Annotated in this window: 16 protein-coding genes and 1 pseudogene; 16 read left to right on the top strand and 1 reads right to left on the bottom strand. The window is 49.6% G+C overall.

What is annotated here, in order from left to right; genetic code table 11:
- Positions 1-645 precede the first annotated feature (645 nt).
- The 15 genes from mraZ (at position 646) to lpxC (ending at position 17,631) form a co-directional block, all read left to right on the top strand.
- Complete coding sequence (gene mraZ, locus RCH83_RS09670; RefSeq protein ID WP_306521422.1) at positions 646-1,116, top strand: division/cell wall cluster transcriptional repressor MraZ; 471 nt, start codon at positions 646-648, stop codon at positions 1,114-1,116.
- Positions 1,113-2,057 (top strand): 16S rRNA (cytosine(1402)-N(4))-methyltransferase RsmH, encoded by a 945-nt coding sequence (gene rsmH / locus RCH83_RS09665; protein WP_306521420.1) that lies wholly within the window; start codon positions 1,113-1,115, stop codon positions 2,055-2,057. Before mraZ ends, rsmH begins: the two co-directional genes overlap by 4 nt.
- A complete protein-coding gene (gene ftsL / locus RCH83_RS09660) occupies positions 2,054-2,362 on the top strand; it encodes a cell division protein FtsL (RefSeq protein ID WP_306521418.1) in 309 nt (102 codons plus the stop codon). Before rsmH ends, ftsL begins: the two co-directional genes overlap by 4 nt.
- A complete protein-coding gene (locus RCH83_RS09655) occupies positions 2,359-4,101 on the top strand; it encodes a penicillin-binding transpeptidase domain-containing protein (protein ID WP_306521416.1) in 1,743 nt (580 codons plus the stop codon). Before ftsL ends, RCH83_RS09655 begins: the two co-directional genes overlap by 4 nt.
- Positions 4,091-5,605 carry a UDP-N-acetylmuramoyl-L-alanyl-D-glutamate--2,6-diaminopimelate ligase gene (locus tag RCH83_RS09650; protein ID WP_306521414.1) on the top strand — a complete coding sequence of 505 codons (1,515 nt, stop codon included), beginning with the start codon at positions 4,091-4,093 and terminating at the stop codon, positions 5,603-5,605. The genes RCH83_RS09655 and RCH83_RS09650 overlap by 11 nt, the downstream gene beginning before the upstream one ends.
- A complete protein-coding gene (gene murF, locus RCH83_RS09645; RefSeq protein WP_306521412.1) occupies positions 5,602-6,981 on the top strand; it encodes a UDP-N-acetylmuramoyl-tripeptide--D-alanyl-D-alanine ligase in 1,380 nt (459 codons plus the stop codon). Before RCH83_RS09650 ends, murF begins: the two co-directional genes overlap by 4 nt.
- Positions 6,975-8,057, top strand: a complete 1,083-nt coding sequence (gene mraY, locus RCH83_RS09640; RefSeq protein ID WP_306521410.1) for a phospho-N-acetylmuramoyl-pentapeptide-transferase — start codon at positions 6,975-6,977, stop codon at positions 8,055-8,057. Before murF ends, mraY begins: the two co-directional genes overlap by 7 nt.
- Positions 8,058-8,070: 13 nt before the next feature.
- Complete coding sequence (gene murD / locus RCH83_RS09635; RefSeq protein WP_306521408.1) at positions 8,071-9,414, top strand: UDP-N-acetylmuramoyl-L-alanine--D-glutamate ligase; 1,344 nt, start codon at positions 8,071-8,073, stop codon at positions 9,412-9,414.
- Positions 9,411-10,610: a putative lipid II flippase FtsW gene (ftsW, locus tag RCH83_RS09630; protein WP_306521406.1), complete on the top strand. Its 1,200-nt coding sequence runs from the start codon at positions 9,411-9,413 to the stop codon at positions 10,608-10,610. Before murD ends, ftsW begins: the two co-directional genes overlap by 4 nt.
- Entirely contained in the window at positions 10,603-11,691 is a 1,089-nt protein-coding gene (gene murG, locus RCH83_RS09625; protein ID WP_306521404.1) for an undecaprenyldiphospho-muramoylpentapeptide beta-N-acetylglucosaminyltransferase, read from the top strand. Before ftsW ends, murG begins: the two co-directional genes overlap by 8 nt.
- Before the next feature lies 1 nt (position 11,692).
- Entirely contained in the window at positions 11,693-13,150 is a 1,458-nt protein-coding gene (gene murC / locus RCH83_RS09620; RefSeq protein ID WP_306521402.1) for a UDP-N-acetylmuramate--L-alanine ligase, read from the top strand.
- Positions 13,151-13,192: 42 nt separating this feature from the next.
- Positions 13,193-13,957, top strand: coding sequence for a cell division protein FtsQ/DivIB (locus RCH83_RS09615; protein WP_306521400.1), 765 nt, complete (start codon positions 13,193-13,195; stop codon positions 13,955-13,957).
- Entirely contained in the window at positions 13,954-15,189 is a 1,236-nt protein-coding gene (ftsA, locus tag RCH83_RS09610) for a cell division protein FtsA (protein WP_260655533.1), read from the top strand. The genes RCH83_RS09615 and ftsA overlap by 4 nt, the downstream gene beginning before the upstream one ends.
- 201 nt (positions 15,190-15,390) lie before the next feature.
- The gene (ftsZ, locus tag RCH83_RS09605; RefSeq protein WP_306521398.1) at positions 15,391-16,608 is read left to right on the top strand and encodes a cell division protein FtsZ; all 1,218 of its coding nucleotides are present in this window, start codon (positions 15,391-15,393) and stop codon (positions 16,606-16,608) included.
- Between the two features lie 111 nt (positions 16,609-16,719).
- The gene (lpxC, locus tag RCH83_RS09600; RefSeq protein WP_306521396.1) at positions 16,720-17,631 is read left to right on the top strand and encodes a UDP-3-O-acyl-N-acetylglucosamine deacetylase; all 912 of its coding nucleotides are present in this window, start codon (positions 16,720-16,722) and stop codon (positions 17,629-17,631) included.
- A 198-nt stretch (positions 17,632-17,829) separates the two neighbouring features.
- On the opposite strand, the gene RCH83_RS09595 is transcribed toward lpxC, so the two are convergent.
- Complete coding sequence (locus RCH83_RS09595) at positions 17,830-18,294, bottom strand: DUF721 domain-containing protein (protein WP_306521394.1); 465 nt, start codon at positions 18,292-18,294, stop codon at positions 17,830-17,832.
- A gap of 29 nt (positions 18,295-18,323) precedes the next feature.
- On the opposite strand from RCH83_RS09595, the pseudogene RCH83_RS09590 reads away from it, so the two are divergent.
- A pseudogene (locus RCH83_RS09590) lies at positions 18,324-18,697 on the top strand (hypothetical protein); the annotation flags it as partial.

Genomic DNA, 18,697 nt, shown 5'->3' with positions numbered 1-18,697 from the left:
GCAATTGAGAATTGTTATCATCTTTTATGTGTGAGTGCTCACTTACTTGCAGTCCTTTTAATCATCACCAAATGCCATATGGTTGGTCACCAGATTTGTGGCTGCGTCCGTTCTGTTTGTGGCAGATCCGGAGAACAGCATTTGTCATTGTTGTTGCCTTTGTCTGGTGAATACAACCGGCGGCTGTTATTACAACCGCAGTTTTAGCAGGGGTAACCAGAAGATCTCATTGATTTATATAAAATTATCGATCCAAAGTTGATCGGCTTGCACCAGAACCCTTCTGAGATCCAGCTGGTTTTTTGCGGCAATAACCCGGTTTTTCTGCTGTTGTTGTCTGTTTTGCCGACTTTTATCAGCGGATCCCTTTGTGGTTGATCCGGGCTTTTTTACGGGTTCCGGTCTTGCCATTGCAGTCGGGTTACGCGTGACATTCAGCGCACTGATTTCAGATCTCTACCACTTTTTCCCACTTTTTTTGCCAGTTCAGCGCCAAGCCGCGTCGTTATTGGATCTTTATCGATCACTGAAGTGGGGTTTTACCTTGACAAGGCTGAATTCTGCGCCATAAACTGTATCATTGTGGAGATTAGTGGGTAATTGTGGATCTTCATCTGGATCTAATTACAACAAAGTGGGATCAACATGTTTCGTGGATCATTTGCTCTGAGCCTGGATGACAAAGGCCGGTTGACGCTGCCAACGCGTTACCGCGATAGCCTATTGTCTGAAAATGGCGGTGCGCTGATCTGCACTATCGATCACAAAGATCCCTGCCTGCTGCTTTATCCGCTGTCTGAGTGGGAAGAAATTGAAGAGAAGCTGAAAAGACTGTCCAGCTTTAATCCACAGGAACAACGCCTGAAGCGGTTGTTATTGGGTCATGCCACTGACTGTGACATGGACAAAAACGGCCGTATTTTATTGCCCGCCACCTTGCGTGAGCATGCCCATTTAAGTAAAAGCCTGCGCCTCGTTGGCCAGCTCAACAAGTTTGAGATCTGGGACGAAGAAACCTGGCACCGCCGTGTTGCTGAAGATATGGCGGTTGAACAGGAAATGGCGACTGCAGGTGACGCCGAACTTTCTGAACGTTTACAGGACCTTTCATTGTGACAACTGAGCAAGCACATATCTCCGTCTTGCTGAATGAAGCAATCGACGGTCTGAATATTCAAGCCGATGGCATCTATATGGATGGCACTTTTGGCAGGGGAGGGCATAGCAGTGTCATCCTGAGTAAACTGTCGGCCAAAGGCCGTTTGTATGCCATAGACCGCGACCCACAAGCCATTGCTGCGGCTGCAAAATTTGCTGCCGACCCACGTTTTCATATCAGCCACAGCGCTTTTGCTGAACTGGCCACTGTGGCCGAACAACAGGGCATCAGCGCTCAGGTCGACGGCATTCTGCTGGATTTAGGCGTGTCGTCACCTCAGCTGGACGACGCCGATCGTGGTTTTAGTTTTATGCGCGATGGTCCGCTGGATATGCGGATGGACCCAAGCTCCGGTATTTCCGCGGCACAGTGGCTGGCCAAAGCCGATGTGGAAGACATTACTTTTGTGCTGCGTGAGTACGGTGAAGAAAAATTCGCCTGGAAAATTGCCAACGCTATTGTGAATAGCCGTGATGCCCAACCTTTAACCCGCACCAGCGAGCTGGCGGCTTTAATAGCAGCCACTGCACCTAAAAGTTTTAAAGAGAAAAAGCACCCGGCCACCCGCAGTTTTCAGGCGATTCGTATTTATATCAACAGCGAGCTGGAGCAGGTGAAAACTGCATTGGATGCGGCGCTTGCGGTATTAAAACCTGGTGGACGGCTGGCGGTGATCAGCTTTCATTCGCTGGAAGACCGGTTGGTAAAACAATTTATGCGCCAGCACAGCAAACCAGCCCCTGTGCCTAAAGGGCTGCCGCTGACTGAAGATCAGCTGCGTCAACATTTACCGCTAAAACTGATTGGCAAAGCCATTATGCCTTCTGATGCCGAACTCGCAGCTAACCCAAGAGCACGCAGCGCTGTGCTTCGCATAGCGGAGAAACAGGCCAAATGAGCAGCATCAAACTCAACAGATTAATTATTCAGGATATCGCCAACCACAAACTGGTGCTGGTGATGCTGGTGTTATGTATTGGATCGGCACTGGCTGTGGTGGAATTTACCCACCTCAACCGGCAGCTCACCATCAATCAGGACAAATTATTTCAACAACGCGATGCGCTGGAAATGGAATGGCGCAATTTACTGGTAGAACAACGGGCTTTGTCAGAACACAGCCGGGTTGAAGAGCTGGCACAACAGCAGCTCCAGATGGTTCGACCAACAGGCCAGCAGGATATAGTGGTAGAAGAGCCATGAGCAGAACAGTAAAACAAGCCAAAAACCGCAAACATCCGACAGTGATCAGCTGGCGTTTTGCTTTTGTGGTGTTGTCGTTGTCGGCGGTGTTTTTTGGCCTGGTGGCCCGTGCTGCTTATTTGCAGGTGATAGACCCTGACATGCTGGTGGAACAGGGTGACAGGCGTTCGTTGCGGGTCAAGTCTGACGAAGTATTACGCGGCATGATTTTAGACCGTAACGGCGAAGAGCTGGCGGTGAGTGTGCCTGTTGAGTCTGTGTATGCCGACTCTAAAGTGATTATGCAAGCCAATGCCAACAGCGATAGCCGCCGCTGGCATGCTTTAGCAGAAATGCTGCAGTTAAAGCCGGAAGAGCTGACGCAAAAAATCGCCACAGATCCGAAAAAACGTTATGTTTATCTGCAGCGTCATGCCAGCCCAGCCACTGTTGACTACATCCGCAAGTTAAAAATTCCAGGCATTTATTTTAAGCAGGAATCCCGGCGTTATTACCCGTCCGGTGAAGTAGCAGCCCATATTCTTGGTTTTACCAATGTCGACGACCACGGGGTTGAAGGTGTAGAACGCCAGTTTGATCAACTGCTCAAAGGCACCGCCGGTCGCAAGGTTATTCGTAAAGACGCCAAAGGCCGTGAAATTGAAGTGCTGGAGCAAACAGACGCTACGGCTTCACGCAATTTACAACTCAGTATTGATCAGCGTATTCAGGCGGTAGCTTACCGTGAGCTGAAAAAAGCCGTGCTGACTTTTGGTGCTACTTCAGGTTCAGTGGTGCTGGTGGACGTACACACTGGTGAAGTGCTGGCTATGGTGAACAGCCCTTCATACAACCCAAACAATAAAAAAGGCACTGCGGTACATAAGTTCCGTAACCGCGCCATTACCGACACTTTTGAACCGGGTTCTACCGTCAAACCTTTGCCAGTATTGGCGGCGCTGGAAAACGGCACTGCTGATCTGAACACTGTGATCCCAACAGGTTACGGCCCCATTATGGTGGGCGGTGGCCGGGTGCAGGATGTTACAGGCAATGGCGACCTGGATTTAAAAGGTATTATCCGCCGTTCCAGTAACATTGGTGTGACCCGTTTAGCGCTGAATATGCCACACGAAGATTTATTAAAAATGTATTACAACATGGGCTTGGGTGAAGACACAGGTTTAGGTTTGTTGGGTGAAAGCGCCGGTCAGCTGCGTGAACGTGCCCGTTGGTCTGAACATGAAAGAGCCACTTTATCTTTTGGTTATGGTTTATCTGTGACCGCAGTACAGCTGGCGCGTATTTATGCCGCCATTGGTAACGGTGGCACAGTGCGTCCTTTAACTATTCTAAAAACCGACAATCCACCACCGGGTGAGCGGGTGATTGCCGAACACAACGCCGACGCTATGGTCGAAATGTTGGAAGCAGTGACCGAAAAACGCGGTACCGCAACCCGCGCCAAGGTGCCTGGTTACAGGGTTGGTGGTAAAACTGGCACAGCGAAAAAAGCTATTGCCGGTGGTTATGGTGATGATTACATTGGCTCTTTTGCCGGTATAGGACCTATTTCACAACCAAGATTGGCTTGTGTGGTGATTATTAATGAACCCAGCGGTGATTATTACGGTGGTGGTGAGGTGGCGGCACCTGTCTTTAGTGCCGTGATGGGAGCGGCAATGCAGCTGCTCAACTTGCCGCCTGATGGCAATGACAGTCGCATCACTAAAGTGGCCGGAGGTCCAGATGCAGGTTAACCGGCTCGAACAATGGTTATCTCCCTTTAAAGCGACTGTCGAAGGACAGTCGCTTTGTGCGTTAGAAAACAGGCCAGAAATTTCGGCCAGCGCCAGTTTGTGTGTGAACAGCCAGCAACTGAAAGCCGGTGATGTTTTTCTGGCTATTGCCGGTGTTTCAGGCCATGGCAATAAGTTTATTGAAACGGCTTTGTTGCAAGGCGCAGCTTTGGTGCTGACCAATGAATTATTGCCGTCACAAGCGCAGTTATTACAAGACCCTCGTGTGCTGTTGTGGTCCGATGTAACAGCGCAATTACCCGCACTGATCAGTAGTTTTTATCAGCACAGCGCAGCAAAGCTTGAGCTGGTCGGCATTACCGGCACCAATGGTAAATCCAGCACCGCTATTTTTGTCAATCAGTTAAGCCGCCTGCTGGGTGAAAAGGCTGCTGTCATTGGCACCCTGGGTTATGGCGAATTCCCTGCTTTTACGCCTTTGCAAAATACCACACCACATCTGGTTGATTTACATCGTATTTTTAAAGGTTTTGCCGATTCTGGCTGCAAGGTAGCTGCGATGGAAGTGTCATCCCACGCTTTGGTGCAGCAGCGGGTGGCTGGGCTGAAATTTGCGGTGGCTGTGTATACCAATTTAAGCCGGGACCATCTGGATTATCACGGCAGCATGCATGACTATTTTACCGCCAAAGCGCTGCTGTTTACCCCTGAACTTGCCAAAGCCGCTGTGATTAATGTCAGTGATGATTATGGCAAAATACTGGCAGCACAAACGGCTTTGCCTGCATTGGTGTACGGCAAACTGGCCGATTGCAAAGGTTTTACCCGTTATCTCGCTTATGACGATTTAGCATGTGACGGTCATGGTTTTCGCTGCACTTTACACAGCCATCTGGGCCAGTATCAGCTTGTAATTCCGCTACTTGCTGAATTTAATGTGCAAAACGTATTGGCGGCTATGGGCGCTTTGTTATTGCTTGGTCATGCTCTGCCTGATGTGGTTGATGCAGTGGCGCGGTTATTACCAGTGCCAGGCCGGATGGAGCAGTGGCATTTTCCGGAAGAAGTGACGCTGGTGGTGGACTATGCACACACGCCGGATGCGCTGCAACAAAGTTTAGTGGCGCTGCGCCAGCAATGCCGTGGCCACTTATGGTGTGTGTTTGGTTGTGGTGGTGACAGAGACAAAGGCAAACGACCTTTAATGGGACAAATCGCCGAACAATATGCAGATCATGTTATCATTACCGCCGACAATCCCCGCACTGAAGCTGTGTTAGATATCTGCAACGATATTGCCGCTGGTATGGTGACCGGCGCCAACTGCCAAATTGAAACTGACCGCGAATCTGCCATTAAACTGGCACTGATTGAAGCTCATCAAGGCGATATGATCCTGGTGGCCGGCAAAGGCCATGAGGCTTATCAGATTATCGGCAGTACAGTACGGGATTATGACGAACGTAAATTTATCAGTAGTTTATTGGCGGAGATGAGCCGATGATCAGCTTAACAATGTCTGAAATTGCCAGCGCCACTCAGGGCCGTCTGGTGGGTGCTGATATCAGCATCAATCAGGTGAGTACCGACAGCCGCAATATCAGCCAGGGTGATTTATTTATTGCCCTTAAAGGCCCGAATTTTGACGGCCACCAGTTTATCAGCGACGTAGTGCAAAAGGGCGCTGTGGCTGTTGTGGTGGAACAAGCCCAGGCCGATTGCAGCGTGCCACAGCTGGTGGTGGCCGATACCAAACTGGCTTTGGGTGCAATTGGCGCAATGGTGAAGGCAAAATTGTCTTTAAAGTCAGTGGCTGTAACCGGCAGTGTTGGTAAAACCACAGTCAAAGAAATGATGGCGGCTATTTTGTCGCGTATTGGCAATGTATTGGCCACTGCCGGCAATTTTAATAATGAAATTGGCGTGCCTTTAACTTTGCTTAGGTTGGAGCCACAACATAAATATGCCGTGATGGAACTGGGTGCCAATCATCTGGGTGAAATTGCTTACACTACTTCTTTAGTGAAACCTGACGTGGCGATGATCACCAATGTAGGTGCAGCGCATCTGGAAGGTTTTGGTGATTTATTTGGCGTGGCCCGTGCTAAAGGTGAAATTTACACCGGTTTAAGCGAACAGGGCCTGGCTATAGTGCCACTGGACAGCGAGTTTCACAGTTATTGGCTACAACGTCTGAATCATCTGCGGGTGCAGACCTTTAGTTCTGAACAAGTCGCTGATTTTTATGCCGAAAATATTATGCTCGACAGCAATGGTTGTGCTGGTTTTAACATGCACAGCCCTTATGGCCAAAGTTTTATTCAGCTGGTGTTGCCGGGGCGGCATAATGTGGCAAACGCCTTAGCGGCCGCCGCTGCGACTCTTGCTTTAGGCGCCAGTCTGACCGATGTGCAGCTGGGTTTAGCAGCGATGAAGCCGGTGAAAGGCCGTATTAATGTAGCGCAGCCGCGTGTTGGTCTTCGTATTATCGACGACACCTACAACGCCAATTCAGCTTCTGCCAAAGCCGCCATTGATTTATTGGCTTCTTATAGCGGTACCCGCATTCTGGTGCTGGGTGACATGGGAGAATTAGGCCCTGACGCCCGGTTATACCATGAAGAAGTGGGCGCTTATGCCAAACAAACCGGTATTAATCATTTATTTACGCTGGGTGTGTTATCACAAAACGCCAGTGAATTGTTCCATGCCCAGGGTGCACATTTCAGCTCACGTTCACAACTGGTGGCTAAACTGGCGCCGTTTTTAACGGGTTCAGCTGAAGTGTCCATTCTGGTGAAGGGCTCTCGTAGTGCACGGATGGAGTTGGTTGTGCAGGACTTGCTAGAAAGATGTCAGCAGGAGACAGACGCATGTTAGTTTGGTTAGCAGAATTTCTTACCCAATATGTGAATGCGTTTAACGTATTCAGTTATCTGACCTTCAGGTCTATTTTGGGCGTGTTAACCGCCTTACTGCTGAGCCTGTATTTTGGTCCTAAGCTGATTGCCGCTTTGCAAAAACTGCAAATTGGTCAGACAGTGCGTGATGACGGCCCACAAAGCCACTTCTCTAAAAAAGGCACACCAACCATGGGTGGTTTGCTGATTTTAGGCTCTATTGCCATCAGCACTTTGCTCTGGGCCGATTTATCCAATAAATACGTTTGGGTAGTGCTGTTTGTGCTGGTCAGCTACGGCTGGATTGGTTTTATTGACGACTACCGCAAAGTGATCCGTAAAGATCCAAAAGGGCTGATCGCGCGCTGGAAATACTTCTGGCAATCAGTGTTTGCCATTATCACGGCATTTTTCCTGTATGCCACTTCAGACAGACCTGCCGAAACCAGCCTGATAGTGCCTTTTATGAAAGATGTGTTGCCGCAGTTAGGGCTGTTCTTTTTAGTCACCACTTATTTTGTGATGGTGGGTTTTAGCAACGCGGTGAATCTGACCGACGGTTTAGACGGCCTTGCCATAGTGCCAACTATTATGGTGGCCATGGCTTTTGCCATTATTGCTTATGTCAGCGGTAACGTGGTGTTTGCCAACTATTTACATATTCCGCATTTGCCGCTGACCTCAGAGCTGGTGGTGGTGTGCGCCAGCATTATTGGTGCTGGTTTAGGTTTCCTCTGGTTTAACACTTATCCGGCCCAGGTGTTTATGGGTGATGTGGGTTCTTTAGCACTGGGCGCCATTTTGGGTGTGATAGCGGTGTTGGTACGTCAGGAAATAGTGTTGATCATCATGGGCGGTATTTTTGTCATCGAAACCCTGTCGGTAATTTTGCAGGTAGGTTCTTACAAGCTGCGTGGCCAGCGTATTTTCCGCATGGCGCCTATTCATCACCATTATGAACTCAAAGGCTGGCCTGAGCCGCGGGTGATTGTTCGTTTCTGGATCTTGTCGATTATTTTTGTGTTGATTGGTCTTGCGACCTTAAAACTGCGTTAAGCGGGTGATGTGAATGAATAAATTGTTTCAGGGCAAAAAAGTGGCAGTGCTGGGTTTGGGCTTATCGGGCCTGGCCACGTTGCGCTTTTTGCTGAAACAAGGGGTGAAACCCACCCTGATGGACACCCGCTTAAAAGTGAGTGGTTTAGAAGCGATAGCCCCGGAAAAAGTCGACGGCATTTATTTAGGTGAACTGGACGCAAACCGGTTGGCCGGTATGGATGTGATACTGGTCAGTCCTGGCCTTGATACCAATCATCCGGCCATTCGTTTTGCCCAGATGCAAGGCACTCAGCTTATTGGTGATGTTGAGCTCTTTGCGCTAAGCCTCAATAGCGCTGAAAAAGCGCCTGTTGTAGTAGCTATTACCGGCTCTAACGGTAAATCGACTGTCACCACTTTAGTGGCTTATATGCTGCAATGCAGTGGCATCAAAGCAATAGCAGCCGGCAATATTGGCTTGCCTGTGCTCGACGCCTTAGCAGAAACTGACACTGAAGTTTTTGTGCTGGAATTGTCGAGTTTTCAACTGGACACCACTTATAGCCTGAAGCTCAAAGCCGCCTGCAATTTAAATGTCACTGAAGACCATTTAGACCGTCACGGCACTATGGCCGCTTATGCCGCTGCTAAACAACGTATTTATCAACATGCTGAACTTGCGGTGTATAACGCTTTAGATCCGCTGACTAAACCAGTAACCGCAGTGCCTGAGCAAATTGCCATCAGCCTGGATGGTGCCGGTTATGCTGTGGTGCAGCATCAGGGAGAAGCCTGGTTACAGGTCGCTGGTTCGCCACTTATTAAAGTGGCTGAGATGTCTTTGGTTGGTCAGCATAATCAGTTTAATGCCTTATCAGCTGCTGCTGTTGCACTGGCAGCCGGTGCCAGCCGCGAAGCTTTAGTACAAGCGCTAAAAAGCTACCAAAGTCTGCCACACCGCTGCGCTTTGGTTGCCAACCACAAAGGCGTGCGCTGGATCAATGACTCTAAAGCCACCAATGTTGGTGCCACTTTGGCTGCTATTGCCGGTTTACGCGCTGAAGTCACAGGCAAACTGATTTTAATTGCCGGTGGTGACGGTAAAGGTGCCGATTTTACCGGGCTTGCCGAAGTTTTGAAGCAGCAGGTGGATAGCTTAATTACTTTGGGCAAAGACGGCCCTGCTATTGCAGCTTTAGTGCCTGGCGCTTTGCAGGTGGCTGATTTAACCGCTGCAGTCAAAGCTGCGGCGGCTCAGGCCCAGCCAGGTGATTTAGTGTTGTTGTCGCCAGCTTGTGCCAGCCTCGATATGTTTAAAAATTACGAAGAACGTGGCCGCCTGTTTAGCGACGCCGTACAGAAGGTGCTGGTATGAAACAACTGGCACTGAACTGGATAAACCGCGCCGGCGATGACTTGACACACTGGTGGCAAGCCGAAGATGGCGGCAGTTACGACAGGTTTTTCTTTACGCTGATGATTCTGTTGTTGTGTGTTGGTTTTGTGATGGTTACCAGCGCTTCAGTGCCGGTGGCTGAACGGTTGTTTGATAACCCTATGCATTACAGCGTGCGGCATTTAATTTACGTGATGATAGGGTTAAGTCTGGCTTATGTGGTGCTGAATGTGCCTATTGCCTGGTGGCATAACACCAACTTATTGTTGCTGGTGTTTGGTTTGCTCGGTTTATTAGCGGTACTGGCAGTGGGCCGTAATGTCAACGGCAGTACCCGCTGGTTGTATCTGGGGCCTATTGGTATTCAAACAGCAGAGCCTGCCAAGTTATTCTTTTTTGTCTATTTATCCAGTTATCTGGTACGCCGCCATGACGAAGTGCGGGAAAATTTAAAAGGTTTTTTAAAACCGCTGATCATCCTGTTTGTATTTGCGGTGTTGCTGCTGATGCAACCTGACTTAGGCACTGTGATAGTAATGTTCGGCACCAGCGTGGTGTTGTTGTTTTTAGCCGGTGCTAAGTTATGGCAGTTTTTTGGTTTGATTCTAACCGGCTTAATGTCGATAGCTGTGCTGATTGTGTACAGCGAATACCGCTGGCGCCGTGTTACTTCTTTCCTTGACCCATGGGCCGATCCTTTTGGCAGTGGTTATCAGTTAACACAGTCTTTAATGGCTTTTGGCCGTGGTGGCTGGGCAGGGCAAGGCCTGGGTAATTCAGTACAAAAACTGGAATATCTGCCCGAAGCGCACACTGACTTTATTCTGGCTGTTATTGCCGAAGAAGCAGGTTTGTTGGGTGTACTGGCCGTAATGAGCTTGTTGTTTTTATTGTTAGTGCGGGCTTTGTGGATTGGCAAAAGAGCTTTGCAAAAAGGCTTAAGTTTTCATGGTTTTCTGGCTTATGCACTGGCGGTGTGGATAGGTTGCCAAACTTTTGTCAATGTGGGTGTGGCCACAGGTGTGTTGCCTACTAAAGGTCTGACTTTGCCTTTTGTCAGCTCGGGCGGTAGTAGCCTGATCATTATGCTAATCGCTTCGGCCATTATTCTGCGCATAGATTTTGAAGTGCGGCTCAAAGGCAAACACGCTATTGCCGGAGGCCCGCATGATTAACAGTCAAAGTCCAACAGTGTTAATTATGGCCGGCGGCACCGGCGGTCATATTTTCCCGGCGCAGGCGGTGGCAAAACAACTACAGGCGCTGGGCTGGACTATCCACTGGCTCGGCACCAGCGACCGGATGGAAGCCAAACTGGTGCCTTCTTTTGGCTGGCCATTTCATGCTATTGCGGTGGCAGGGCTGCGTGGTAAAGGCTGGCGCTCTTTGCTCAAAGCGCCGGTGATGTTATGGCGCTCCATCCGACAGGCGCAACAAGTTATTCAGCAAGTAAAACCGCAACTGGTGCTGGGTTTTGGTGGATACGCCAGTGGTCCTGGTGGCGTTGCAGCCAGGCTGCAGGGCATTCCGTTACTTATTCATGAACAAAATGCAGTGGCGGGCACCACCAACAAACTGCTGGCCAGACTGGCCAAAGCTGTGATGGTGGCTTTTCCCAGTGCATTTCGTGGCCAGAAAAACCGCTATGTGTTGGGAAATCCGGTACGCAAAGAGCTGATTGCGGTAAAAACTGAGAATAATTTCAGTAAAGGCTTAAATATTTTGATCGTCGGTGGTAGTTTAGGCGCTAAAGCGTTAAATGATATTTTACCGGCGCAGCTGAAGCAGGTCGCGGCTTTCGGGCCTGTTCAGGTCCGGCATCAGACAGGCCCGGCAATGTTAACAGAGGTGCAACAGGCGTATGCCGGAGCGCCCGAAAGTTTAACTGCAGAAGTCACTGCTTTTATTGACAATATGGCGGACGCCTATCGCTGGGCCGACTTAGTGATTTGTCGTGCCGGTGCTTTAACTGTCAGTGAGGTGGCTTGTGCCGGTGTGGCAGCTGTGTTTGTACCGCTGCCAAGTGCTATTGACGACCACCAGACGGCAAATGCCAATTGGCTGGTGGAACAGGGGGCTGCGTTATTGTGGCCTCAACGTGATTTAAACAATAAAAATTTAGTGTCGCTGCTGCAAAGTTGGCTTAAAGATAAAACGCCCCTTGCACACATGGCACATCAGGCACGTGCTTGTGCCATCGACGATGCGGCTGAACAAGTCGTTGCAGTCTGTCGACTCGTGATAGGTATGAAATAACATGAATACAATAACCAGGCCCCAGGAAAAAATTGCCATGCGCCGTGTTGAGCGCATTCACTTTGTTGGCATTGGCGGGGCTGGCATGGGCGGTATCGCCGAAGTGCTGCTGAACGAAGGTTACAAAGTGTCCGGCTCAGATTTGGGCCCAAATCCTGTGGTTGACCGCTTAACCTCTTTGGGTGCTGAAATTTGTTTTGGTCATGCCGCTGACAATATCAAAGGCGCTTCTGTGGTGGTGGTATCCAGTGCTATTAAAGCCGAAAACCCTGAAGTAGCAGCTGCGCTGGAGCAACGAATTCCTGTGGTGCGTCGTGCCCAGATGCTGGCCGAGCTGATGCGGTTTCGCCATGGTATTGCTATTGCCGGCACTCACGGTAAAACCACCACCACCAGCTTAGTGGCTTCTATTTTTGCTGAAGCCAAAGCAGATCCAACTTTTGTGATTGGTGGTTTGCTTAATTCTGCCGGCACCAATGCCCGCTTAGGTTCAGGCCGTTATTTAATTGCCGAAGCAGACGAAAGTGATGCTTCTTTCCTGCATTTGCAGCCAATGGCCGCCATTATCACCAATATCGAACCTGATCATATGGAAACTTATCAGGGCGATTTTGAAAAGATGAAAGCCACTTACCTCGAGTTCTGCCATAACCTGCCATTTTATGGCGTGGCTGTGGTTTGTATCGACGACCCTGTGGTACGTGAACTGATCCCCGCTATTGGCCGCACTGTGCTGACTTATGGTTTTAGCGAAGATGCCGATTACCGCGTCAGCGACTTCAGCCAGACCGGCACCCAAAGCCGTTTTGTCATTACCGACCCACAAGGCCACAGTCGTATGGTGACGCTAAATCTGGCTGGCCGGCATAATGCGCTGAACGCCACTGCTGCTTTTGCTATTGCAACTGACGAAGGGGTAGAAGAGGCCGCTATTCTGGCTGCTTTTGCCAAATTTGAAGGTATAGGCCGGCGTTTTCAGCAATATGGTGAATTTGACACTGGCCGTGGCAAGGTTCTGCTGGTCGATGATTATGGCCACCACCCCACTGAAGTGGCGGCAACAGTTGCAGCTGCACGCAGTGCCTGGCCAACAAAACGTCTGGTGATGGCGTATCAGCCGCACCGTTATACCCGTACCCGCGACTTATACGAAGATTTTGCCAGGGTATTGTCAACTGTCGACACCCTGTTGCTGCTGGAAGTGTATAGCGCAGGTGAAGCGCCTATTGCCGGAGCTGACAGTCGCAGTTTATGCCGCAGCATCAGAGCCCGTGGTCAGCTGGATCCTATTTATGTCGCGCAACCTGCCGATTTAGCAGCTGCACTTGCTGATGTATTGCAGGACGGTGATGTGTTGTTAACCCAGGGCGCTGGCAATATTGGTGCTTTGGCCAAACAACTGGCGGCGCAGCAGTTACAAATCAGCCAGCTCAAAGCAGGCACAACACATGAACATTAAACAACAAAACCCGCAAGGGCTGATACAGGCAGGCGGATACTGATGACAGTGATACGCAGCAAACAAAAAACACCTTACACCCCGGCTTTTGTTGGTGGTGTGTTGTTTTTTTTGCTGTCGCTGGCTTTGGTACTGTGGTTTGCCGGTCGTGTAGTGGTCTGGGTGCAGGACCAGCAAAATGCACCAATCCGGCAAGTGAAGTTGTACGGTGACTTTGGCCATATCCAACCAAAACAATTGCATGGCAAGTTACAGCAGCAGTTTGTCGGAAATTTTTTTAAAGTGAACGTTGATCAGGTGCAGCAGTTCCTGCAGCAACAACCCTGGGTATATCAGGTAGCCGTGCGCAAACAATGGCCTGGTACCCTGGTGGTTGTGGTGACGGAGCACAGCCCGGTAGCGGTTTGGAATAACGACTCTCTGCTGAATAAAAAAGGCGAAGTGTTTAAAGCGCCTATTGAGCAGCTGAACGCCAAACTGCCTCATCTGGCCGGCCCTAAGGGCAGCGAGCAGGATGCCCTGACCATGTTCAGTAATGTACAGGCTTTATTAAGGTTACATCAGTTTGAAGCCAGCACGCTGGCGGTTTCCGAGCGTTTTGCCTGGGATTTGCGACTGAGTAACGGTATTGCATTAAAACTGGGGCGGGAAGATACGTTAAAACGGGTACAACGTTTTATCGATTTATACCCCTCAATCAGTAAACATAAAACCGAAGCAATTGAACAGGTTGACTTACGGTATGACACAGGATTGGCGGTTCGTTTTGCACCGCCACCGGTACAACCAGAAAAGAGAAAAGCATGACCAAGTCGTTGGATCGGGAACTGATCGTTGGTTTAGATATAGGTACTTCGCAGATCAAAGCCCTGGTGGGTGAGATCACTGCGGACGATCAGCTGAGTATTGTCGGTGTAGGGACTCATATTGCCCGTGGTATGGATAAAGGTGGTGTCAACGACTTAAACCTGGTGGTGCAGGCAGTACAGCGAGCCATTGATGAAGCTGAACTGATGGCCGATTGCCGGGTGTCTTCAGTGTATTTAGGCATTACCGGCAAGCATATCCGCTGCCAGAACGAAAGTGGTATGGTGCCTATTAACGACACCGAAGTCACAGCAGAAGATGTGGCCAATGTGATTCATGCTGCCAAGTCTGTGCCTATTTCGGCAGAACGTCGTTTGTTACACGTATTGCCACAGGAATTTTCAGTCGATATGCAGGAAGGCATTAAAAGCCCTATTGGCATGTCGGGGGTGCGGATGGAAGCCAAAGCGCACATCATCACCTGCGCCAATGATATGGCGAAAAACATTGAAAAATGTGTTGAGCGTTGTGGATTGCAGGTTGATCAGCTGATATTCAGTTCCTTAGCGTCAAGCTACGCGGTATTAACCGAAGATGAAAAAGAGCTGGGTGTTTGTGTGGTGGATATGGGTGGTGGCACCATCGACATTTCCATTTACACCAATGGTGCTTTGCGCCACACAGCTGTGATACCGGTAGCTGGTAATCAGGTCACCAGCGATATTGCCAAAATTTTCCGCACGCCGATTGGTCATGCCGAAGATATAAAAATTCAGTACGCCTGTGCCCTTCGCAGCATGGTCGGCAAAGAAGAAAGTATTGAAGTGCCAAGTGTTGGCGGTCGTCCGGCCCGTAGCATGTCGCGCCATACCCTGGCCGAAGTGGTAGAGCCACGTTATCAGGAATTATTTGAACTGGTGCTGGAAGAAGTGCGTGCCAGTGGTCTGGAAGAACAGATTGCCGCTGGTGTGGTGTTAACAGGTGGCACCGCCAAAATGGAAGGTGCTATTGAGTTTGCTGAAGATATTTTCCAGATGCCGGTACGTTTGGGTTACCCAACCAAAATCAAAGGTTTAGCAGAGTATGTACAGGATCCGGCTTATGCCAGCGTGGTCGGATTGTTGTTGTACGGTAAAGATGTGCGCCAGCAGCAGAAAAAAGCCGGTGCCGCACGTGAGTCTGTTGGCGGTTTAGTGCGCAAGATCACCAGCTGGTTTAAAGGTGAATTTTAAAAAAATTTAAGAGAGAGAGTCCCCCCAAAGTCATTGGCGGTAAAGGAAGGCGACAAGTGAGTGAATTTGGAACACCAATCCGACCCTGAGCATAGTGAACTATGCGATGGGCAGGGCTGGCGTCCCAGTGAACGAGCGCAGTCAACGCCCCTGTACCGCCAATGATGACGGGGGTCAGCGTATAAAAACGGAGAGAGAGCTATGTTTGAGTTAATGGAAAACCACAGCGAAGAAGCTGTCATTAAAGTGGTAGGTGTTGGCGGCGGCGGCGGTAACGCTGTTGAGTATATGGTTGCCAACAATATTGAAGGTGTTGAATTTATCGCGGCTAACACGGACGCTCAGGCCCTGCGTAATTCTTCTGCCAATATCACATTGCAGTTAGGTGCCAATGTCACTAAAGGTTTAGGCGCAGGCGCTAACCCTGATGTCGGCCGTCGTTCTGCTGAAGAAGACCGTGACACCATCAAAAAAACCATTATGGGTGCTGATATGGTGTTTATCGCTGCCGGTATGGGTGGTGGTACTGGTACTGGTGCCGCGCCTATCGTGGCTCAGGTTGCCAAAGAACTGGGCATTCTGACTGTTGCTGTGGTCACAAAGCCATTCCCGTTTGAGGGCAAAAAACGTTCAAACTATGCCGACGAAGGTATCAACGAGCTGTCAAAACATGTCGACTCTTTGATCACTATTCCAAACGACAAATTATTAAAAGTGCTTGGCAAAGGCACCAGCCTGTTGGATGCTTTTAAAGCCGCTAACAACGTATTGTTAGGCGCAGTTCAGGGTATTGCTGAGCTGATCACCCGCCCGGGTTTAATCAACGTTGACTTCGCCGACGTCCGTACTGTGATGTCAGAAATGGGCACTGCCATGATGGGTACTGGCCGCGCCTCTGGTCCGGACCGTGCTGAAGAAGCTGCTGAACAGGCAATTTCCAGCCCGCTGCTGGAAGATATCGACCTGTCAGGCGCTAAAGGTATTCTGGTGAATATCACAGCTGGCCTCGATTTAACCATCGAAGAATTTGAAATTGTGGGTAATGCTGTGAAGGCCTTTGCCTCAGAAAACGCTACTGTAGTTGTGGGTGCTGTGATTGACCCTGAAATGTCAGACGAACTGCGGGTGACTGTGGTTGCTACAGGTATTGGTGCTGAGCGTAAACCAGATATCAGCCTGGTGCATGGTCATCACCGCGCGGCAGAACCAGTACGTGCGCAGTACAACAGCCATTCAGGCAGCGTTTATGGTAACGCCGGCACTGTGTATGGCAGCGCAGGCAATGCAGCACGTGAAATGCGTGAAGCCATGCCAGTTGCCGCTGCGGTAGAAAGTGTACAAAACAAGCCGCAGGCAGATAACAAAGCCAATATCGACATTTTTGATATTCCGGCTTTCCTGCGTAAACAGGCTGACTAAGTCAGTCTGTGACACAGGGCGGATAAGCTCAGAGCATTGGCAATATTGTTAACATATGCTATGCTTCGCCGCCGTTTGGGTTTGTTCAAATTTTGAACAGGACGAAAAGTAATGATTAAACAACGTACTATCAATAAAACTGTCAGCTCTATCGGAGTTGGTCTGCACAAGGGCGAGAAGGTTACGCTTACTCTCCGGCCTGCGCCTGACAACACAGGTATTGTGTTTCGTCGTGTAGATCTTGATCCTATAGTTGACTTCAAAGTAGCACCGGAACTGGTTGGTGATACTGTGATGTGTACCTGCTTGATTAACCCAAACGGTGTGCGTTTGTCCACCACTGAACATTTAATGGCTGCCATTGCCGGTTTAGGCATTGATAATCTGGTGGTTGAAGTAGACGCCGCCGAAATTCCGATTATGGACGGTAGTGCCAATCCTTTTGTGTACCTGTTGTTAGAAGCCGGTGTTGCTGAACAAAAGCTGGCGAAAAAATTCATCCGCATTAAAAAAGCAGTGCGGGTAGAAGACGGTGACAAATGGGCGGAATTTAAACCACATCATGGTTTCCGTATTGATTTTGCCATTGATTTTGATCACCCGGTTATTTCTGAAACCAAACAACGCATGAAACTCGATTTCTCCGCTGCTGGTTTTATCAAAGATATCAGCCGTGCCCGTACCTTTGGTTTCCTGCAGGATATTGAATATCTGCGTGCCAACAATCTGGCTTTGGGCGGCAGTTTTGACAACGCCGTGGTGCTGGACGAATTCCGCGTGTTAAACCAGGATGGTCTGCGTTACGACGACGAATTTATTAAACATAAAATCCTTGATGCTATTGGCGATTTATATATGGCCGGTTACAGCATTCTGGGTGAGTTTAGATCTTATAAAACCGGCCATGCGCTGAATAACCAGCTGCTTTGTGCCGTGCTCGCCAACCAGGAAAACTGGGAATTTGTCACCTTTGACAAACCGGCGCAGCTGCCAATTTCTTATCTGGCGCCACAGCTGGCTTAAGCTCGCTTGCGGTCGAAAAAAAACCTCACCGGTCGCCCTGTGAGGTTTTTTTATTTCGGGGCTGATGCCAAGGGTTTGGCATCAGGCCGTGACAGCGCCGCCCACTCTATGCGGCGGCCGGGAGTACGGTATGGCGTTATTGCAGGAGCAATTGTCGATGCGGTCAATTATTGTTGGCAGTTGCAGTCTTAAAACCGGTTATTTTTTGCCGGCAAGTTCGGCTAAACGGCGTAATCTTTTCGCCAGTTCAGGGTCGGCATTTTGGGCTGCAGCCAATAAATAAGCGCCGGCTTGTTCGGAAATTTGCCGGTTGGCTGGGGCTTCAGTATTGTTTTGGCTACTTTGATAACGAATATCGCTGTTAGGGCTGATTTCGATATCTAAACCGGCTAAATCAGGCGAGATTTTTTGCCGGAAATTGTCTAGAATAGCGCCTCTTTGCATCTTGATACGGGTCGCCCAGGCCGCTGATGTGCACAAAATCAGCACTCTGCCACTTTCAATGCGGCTGACCTTGCAGAAAAACGGTTTTTCCAGTTGCAGGAATTGGATTAATTCGGTATTAAGTTGACGCACTATGTCCGTCTGCGAAGACGTTTGCAACATTGTGTTCTGTTGCAACAACGTAGCGACGTCGACAGGTTTGCGTGAATAGCGGGCCATAACGAACAAAAACCAGAAACTGAGGTCCCATGAGTCTACCAGTTTTTTACCGCGAGCAACATCGCGCCCTAAACTTTGGTGCCACACCAAAGCAGTGGGTTGTCACTGCGGTATTATTATTCTGTATCGCCACTGGTGTGGGTGCTGCTGCGGGTCGTCTCTGGTCTGACGCTGGTGCAGACTTGCGCTCTGTGGTGGCTGAACCCAAAGTAGATGCAGCAGAAGTTGCGCAAATCCGTCAGCGTGCAGAACATCAAATTGCTGCTTTAACGGCAAAAGTGGCGTCTTTGCAGGCGCAGGTGAACAGACTCAATATGGTTGGGGAGCGTTTAATAGATGCCGCCAACTTGTCAGTGGAAGAGTTTAACCTGCATCAGGCACCTCCTATGGGTGGTCCGGCGCA

The sequence above is a fragment of the Rheinheimera sp. genome, from assembly GCF_030824435.1.
Taxonomy (GTDB): domain Bacteria; phylum Pseudomonadota; class Gammaproteobacteria; order Enterobacterales; family Alteromonadaceae; genus Pararheinheimera.
Note: the sequence above shows the minus strand (reverse complement) of the source record. Positions and strands in the feature narration are given on the sequence as shown.